This is a genomic window from Streptomyces sp. NPDC057654 (genome assembly GCF_042800135.1).
Classification (GTDB): domain Bacteria; phylum Actinomycetota; class Actinomycetes; order Streptomycetales; family Streptomycetaceae; genus Streptomyces.
Genome location: NZ_JBHVHQ010000543.1, coordinates 1 through 5,878 on the forward strand (window position 1 = coordinate 1; position 5,878 = coordinate 5,878).

Sequence of the window (5,878 nt, forward strand, 5' to 3'; positions counted from 1 at the left end):
CATGGAGCCCGCGGCCATGGCCGCGGCGGGCCGCGAGGCCCAGCGGGCGGGCCTGTCGGGCGACGAGCTGCGAGCGAGGGTGCAGGCCACGGCGATACAGGCGGCGCTGCGCGCGAAACGGGACAACGTGCCGGTCGGCGCGCACCCGGTGGTGCCGGAGCCGTCGTCGGCGAAGGAGGGCGACTACGCGGGGGAGGTGGCGTGGCTGCTGGCGGTGGCGAGGGCGTACAGGTCACTGCCGCGGCCGGCCCCGGAGCCCTTGACGGACCGATCAACTGACGCACCCCCCGCGTCAGCCGAAACCCCCGCATCACCGGAGAACAGGAGCACTCGATGAGGTACCGCACGCTGGGAACCGACGGCCCGCAGGTGTCGGCGATCGGCCTCGGCTGCATGGGCATGTCCATCGCATACGGGGTCCCCGACGAGGCGGAGTCCCAGCGGACCCTGGACCGGGCCGCCGAGCTGGGCATCACCTTGCTGGACACGGCGGACGCGTACGGGCGCGGGTCCAACGAGGAACTGGTGGGCCGCTGGCTGGCGGGCGGCGCGCGGCGGCGCGACAAGGTGGTGCTGTCGACCAAGTTCGGGCTGCGCCACGACCCGGAGACGGGCCGCGTGGACGGCGTGGACACCTCGGCCGCGTACGTACCGCTGGCGTGCCACGCCTCGCTGCGCCGCTTCGGGACCGACCACCTGGACCTCTACTACGTCCACCGCCGGAACCCGGAGGTGCCGATCGAGGAGACGGTGGGCGCGATGGCCGAGCTGGTGAGGGCGGGCAAGGTGCGCCATCTGGGGCTGAGCGAGGTGAACAGCACCACGCTGCGCAGGGCGCATGCCGAGCACCCGATCAGCGCGATCCAGCTGGAGTACTCCTTGTTCACGCGAGACGTGGTGGAAGGCGAACTCCTCTCCACCTGCCGGGAGTTGGGCATAGCGGTGGTGGCCTACTCCCCGCTGGGCCGAGGCATGCTGACGGGCTCCGTGACCTCCCGCGCGGAACTCGGCGAGAACGACAACCGCCGCCGCTGGCCCCGCTTCTCCGACGAGAACATCGACCGCAACCTGACCCTGGTACGCGCCATCGGCGAGGTAGCCGCCCAGATCGACTGCACCCCCACCCAGGCGGCCCTGGCCTGGCTCCTCGCCCAGGGCGACGACATCATCCCCATCCCCGGCACCAAGCGCACCCGCTACCTGGAGGAGAACGCCGCCTCGGCCGACGTATCCCTGACCCCCGACCAGATCGCCCTCCTCCGCGCCACCGTCCCGGCCGACGCGGTAGCGGGCGGCCGCTACCCGGAACAGGCCCTGGCGCGATTGGGCCATTGAGCTGCCGCCCCTCTGACGGAAATCCTCCGCTTGAACGCGCGTACGGTAACCGAGGGTTATTCCTGTTTCGAGCGCACGGTCTTCACCCTCACGGGCAAGAAATTCCATTAACCAGCAAGGGGACGCGTACGGGCGGCGAGCGTACGCGGTCCCGATCTGGACAGTACGCATGGCATGTGGTCACGCTGGGTGAATTGAGCGCGGGGAATTCACGTCACCTGGAGGTGGCCGCGTATGACCGACATGACAGACCCACTGGACGAAGCGCGCGAGTGGGAGTGGGAGAGGGAGCCGGACTCCTCGGACAGCATGCGCACCTTCGGCGCGGTGGTCCAGGCCCTGCGCGAGCACGCGGGGCTCAGCCGGGTGGAGTTCGGCAGCGTGGTGCGCTTCTCCCACCACACCGTGGCGTCCGTCGAGTTGGGCCGCCGCATGCCGGACAAGGACTTCGTGGAACGGGCGGAGGGCGTACTGGGGAACACCAACGCCCTGCGGAAGGCGGCCAGGCATCTGACACGCCGGCCGGGGCTCGCGGCGTGGTTCCGGGAGTGGGCGAGGCTGGAGAAGGTGGCGGCGACGCTGGGCACGTACGAATGCCGCCTGGTGCCAGGGCTGTTGCAGACGGAAGCGTATGCCCGCGCGGCATTCGCGAATCGCATCCCTCCGCTGTCGGACGATCAGATGGAGGCACAGGTTGTCGCGCGCATGGAGCGTCAGCGGTTGCTCAAGGAGCGTCCCAACACCGAATTCAGCTTCATCATCGAAGAGCACATCCTGCGACGCGGCCTCGGGGGCGTCGAGGTCACGATCGGCCAGTTGGATCACATCCTGGCCGTCGCCACGTGGCGCAACACGTCGATCCAGATCATGCCTACGTTCAGCTGTCGGCACGCGGGGCTGGACGGTCCGCTGTCCCTTCTGGAAACAGCGGACGGCAGACGACTCGCATACTCCGAAGGGCAGAAGAACGGCCGGTTGATCGCGGAGCCGAAGGAAGCCTCCGTTCTGCACCAACGGTATGCGACACTCCGTTCACAGGCCCTCAGTCCCTTGGACTCCGTGGGCCTGCTGGAACGGATCAGAGGAGCGCTATAACCATGACCGAACCGGCCTGGTTCAAGTCCAGCTACAGCGGCACCGAAGGTGACAACTGCGTTGAAGTCGCCGTGACCGAACAGACCGTACGGGTACGGGACTCCAAAGACGTCGCCCGCCCCCACCTCGCCATCGGGCGGCGCGGGTGGGCGCAATTCGTACGGTACGCCTCCGAAAGCTGACAACTAAGCGCATTATGCGGCACTCCCTTCCGGGACCACCGCCCTCTCGGGGTCTGTGGGCCCGGCGGAGCACACCGGAGGAGCACTATGGCCACGTCCGAGTCAGCCTGGTTCAAATCCAGTTACAGCGGCACCGCGGGCGATAACTGCATAGAGGTCGTCATCACCGAACACGCCGTCCGCGTACGTGACTCCAAGGACACCACCCGCCCCCACCTCACCCTGAGGCCCCGCCAGTGGGCGCAGTTCGTACGGTACGCCGCCGCGAGCTGACGTCTGCCGCGCAGGACGCCTGCTTACGCACACCCCCCTCGCCGACCGCAGGTCGTGCCAGGTAAAGTCCAATCCCCTTTGGCACGTTGGGAGGATGCGTGAGCTCCACCGTCGAGCACAGGTCTGTCGAGGTCAATGGAGTCAGGCTGCACATAGCCGAGCAGGGGCAAGGGCCCCTGGTCGTGTTGTTGCACGGGTTTCCTGAGAGTTGGTATTCGTGGCGGCATCAGTTCGGGCCGTTGGCGGATGCGGGGTATCGGGTGGTGGCGCCCGATCAGCGGGGGTATGCGCGCAGTGAGCAGCCCGCGGACGTCGAGGCGTACAACTTGCTGCATCTGACCGGCGACGTGGTCGGGCTGATCCACGCGCTGGGCGAGGAGCAGGCGGTGGTCGTCGGGCACGACTGGGGTGCGCCCGTGGCCTGGGCGAGTGCGCTGCTGCGGCCGGATGTCGTACGGGGCGTGGCCGGGCTCAGTGTGCCGCCTGGGCCGCCGGCCGGGCTGGGGTCGCTGACGGACAGCCGGGAGCAGTACGGCGACGGGTTCTATCAGCTCTACTTCCAGCAACCCGGCGTCGCGGACGCCGAGTTGGCACGCGATCCCGCTTCCACGTTCCGCCGCATCCTGTTCAGCGGGTCGGGCGACAATCCCGGCACCGAAGTGCCGCGGCCCTGGGTCATTCCCGACGGCGCCTCGCTGCTGGACACGATCCCGGAGCCGGAGGAGCTGCCCGGCTGGCTCACGCCGGACGACATCGAGGCGTTCACGCGGGACTACGCCGAGCACGGGGACAGCGCCTTCACCGGCCCCCTCAACTGGTACCGCAACATTCAGCGCAACCACGAGCTGACGGCCGTGTTCCGGGGGCTGCGGATCGAGGTGCCCGCGCTGTACGTGTACGGGGACCGGGACATGGTGGTGTCCTTCCACGGCATGGAGGCGTACCTGAAGAACCTGACGGCCGTCGCGCCGAAGCTGCGCGGCAGCGTGCGGCTGCCGGGCTGCGGGCACTGGACGCAGCAGGAGCGGCCCGACGAGGTCAACGCGGCGCTGATCGACTTCCTGGGGAGCCTGCCGGAGCCCGGCACGTCCTGAGCCGAGCCCTGGGCGGCGCGCTGAGAACCCGCGGCCGGCTCCGGCCGCGGGTGGGGGGTGACGACCGTGCGTTACAAAACTCCGGTGCGCAGCGCGAACGCCACGGCGTGGGTGCGGTTCTTGAGGTTGTGGCGGGCGACGAGCTGATGGATGACGCTCTTTATGGTGCGTTCCGAACAGCCGATCCGGCCCGCCACCTCCTTGGTGCTCAGGCCGTCGGCCAGCAGTCTGAGCACATTGACCTCCCGGGGCCCGAGGCCCGCGACATTGAGCCCGTGCGGGATGAGGGCGTTGTCCCGGATCGCCTTGATCTGGCCGATCAGCCGTTGCTGCACCCCGTCGCCGCCGGGCTTCGTACAGCCGCGCGCGGCCGATACGACGGCGCGCGCGATGGCGTTGAAGCTGCTCTCCTTCCGGTAGAGCAGGCTGACCAGCCCCAGGCTGATGGCGCGGAGCATGGAGTGTTCCGGGAATTCGTTGGCCACGAGCACCACCGGCAGTCTGCGGCCTTCGCCGCCGCTCTCCCGGTGCACCCGCGCCACTCTGGTCAGCATGTCCCCCGTCACCTCGCTGGCCAACACGAGCAGGACATCGGCGGCGTGGTGCGAATCCAGGGAACGCGCGGAAATCTCGTCGTAAGAGTTCAGGCGCACGATGGCGCCTTCTTCGGTTATCGGGTCATCGGCGAGCACGGCTACGGCAATCGACATTCTCAAGGACTCCCCTTACGCGCGCCCTGCGCAATCCGCCCGTCGTCCCCTGCGGGAGGACGGCCCCCGGCGGAGGGCGGTGTCATAACACAAGGGGATAACTGTTCAACGGACATAAGACTGCACTCCCGGACACGCACGATCACATGGTCCCGATCAACGTAACCCGATGGAATCCTGTATTCCATATACAGAGTGTCAAGTCTTGGCCCGAGAAGGCGCGTCAGGATGCCTATTTCCAGCCATCCCCAGCCGCTCCTAACCGACCGGGCCGCCGGGGTCGCGGCACCGCCACGACCCCACCTTTCCCTACCCGGTCACCCGCCGTCCGGAAACTCACTGTCCAGAAACTCACCGTCCGGCGAGCGACTCGATGACCGGTGTGAACTCCGTCATGGCCGACTCGTGCACGCTGACGTAGGAGAAGCCGTAGCGCTCCCGCCGCTCCAGCAGCTGATCCGCGATCTCCTTCGCCGTCCCGATCAACACCGTGGGGCAGTCCAGAGCCTGATCGGCAGTCAGGTGCGGCATCCGGCGGCTCAGCGTCTCCGCCGCCTCCCGCCGCCGGTCCGTCACCACCACGGCCTGGACCAGAATGTTGCGCTCGATCTCACGGGCGCGCTCCCCGGCGGTCTCCTCGAAGTACGCCACCCGCTCCGCGACCGTGTCCGCGTCAAGCAGCTCCAAGGTGCCGCGCGTCGCGCCGCGCTTGAGCACGGCCCCGGTGAACGCCACGATGTCGGCGTGGCGCGCGGCCAGCCCCAGCACTCTGTCGCCGTTGCCGCCGATGAGCAGGGGCGGTCGGGACGGCGGCTGGGTGTCCCCCAGTTCGCGGGGGTGGTCCAGCAGCCGCGTCAGCTCGGCGGCCGTCCGCTCCAGCCCGTCGACCCTGCTGCCGGCCGTGCCCCACTCCACACCGGCCTTGTCGAACTCCGAACGCACATATCCGGTGCCCAGCCCCACTTCGAGCCGCCGGTCGGTGAGCCGGTCGGTTGTCATGACCTCGCGCGTCAGCAGAACCGGGTTCCAGAAAGCGCTGTTCAGCACGAACGTTGAAACTCGCACGCTTTCCGTCACCGCGGCCGCCGCGACCAGCGCGGGGAACGGCGCCTGCACCCCGAGATGGTCCGGAACGGTGAGCACGTCGAATCCGTGCGCCTCGGCGGCACGGCACTTGTCCGTCCACTCC

At 68.6% G+C, this 5,878-nt stretch carries 8 protein-coding genes; 6 read left to right on the plus strand and 2 right to left on the minus strand.

From position 1 onward, the window contains the following. The 6 genes from ACFU99_RS30110 to ACFU99_RS30135 form a co-directional block, all read left to right on the plus strand. The coding region (locus ACFU99_RS30110; protein ID WP_384398008.1) for a DUF6545 domain-containing protein at window positions 1-337 on the plus strand (337 nt) is incomplete at its 5' end. Continuing rightward, window positions 334-1,335 (plus strand): aldo/keto reductase, encoded by a 1,002-nt coding sequence (locus ACFU99_RS30115; RefSeq protein WP_384398010.1) that lies wholly within the window; start codon window positions 334-336, stop codon window positions 1,333-1,335. The genes ACFU99_RS30110 and ACFU99_RS30115, both read left to right, overlap by 4 nt. 234 nt (window positions 1,336-1,569) lie before the next feature. Continuing rightward, complete coding sequence (locus ACFU99_RS30120; RefSeq protein ID WP_384398012.1) at window positions 1,570-2,430, plus strand: Scr1 family TA system antitoxin-like transcriptional regulator; 861 nt, start codon at window positions 1,570-1,572, stop codon at window positions 2,428-2,430. 2 nt (window positions 2,431-2,432) lie between these two features. Then, window positions 2,433-2,612, plus strand: coding sequence for a DUF397 domain-containing protein (locus ACFU99_RS30125; RefSeq protein WP_384398014.1), 180 nt, complete (start codon window positions 2,433-2,435; stop codon window positions 2,610-2,612). Window positions 2,613-2,699: 87 nt separating this feature from the next. Further along, window positions 2,700-2,885 carry a DUF397 domain-containing protein gene (locus ACFU99_RS30130; RefSeq protein WP_384398015.1) on the plus strand — a complete coding sequence of 62 codons (186 nt, stop codon included), beginning with the start codon at window positions 2,700-2,702 and terminating at the stop codon, window positions 2,883-2,885. 98 nt (window positions 2,886-2,983) lie between these two features. Then, complete coding sequence (locus ACFU99_RS30135) at window positions 2,984-3,979, plus strand: alpha/beta fold hydrolase (RefSeq protein WP_384398017.1); 996 nt, start codon at window positions 2,984-2,986, stop codon at window positions 3,977-3,979. Window positions 3,980-4,050: 71 nt separating this feature from the next. Here ACFU99_RS30135 and ACFU99_RS30140 read toward each other — a convergent pair whose 3' ends face one another. Then, on the minus strand, window positions 4,051-4,671 hold the full coding sequence (locus ACFU99_RS30140; RefSeq protein WP_384398019.1) for a LuxR C-terminal-related transcriptional regulator: 621 nt from the start codon (window positions 4,669-4,671) through the stop codon (window positions 4,051-4,053). Between the two features lie 369 nt (window positions 4,672-5,040). Beyond that, window positions 5,041-5,878, minus strand: an 838-nt coding sequence (locus ACFU99_RS30145; protein ID WP_384398021.1) for a TIGR03621 family F420-dependent LLM class oxidoreductase, incomplete at its 5' end; no start/stop codon positions are given.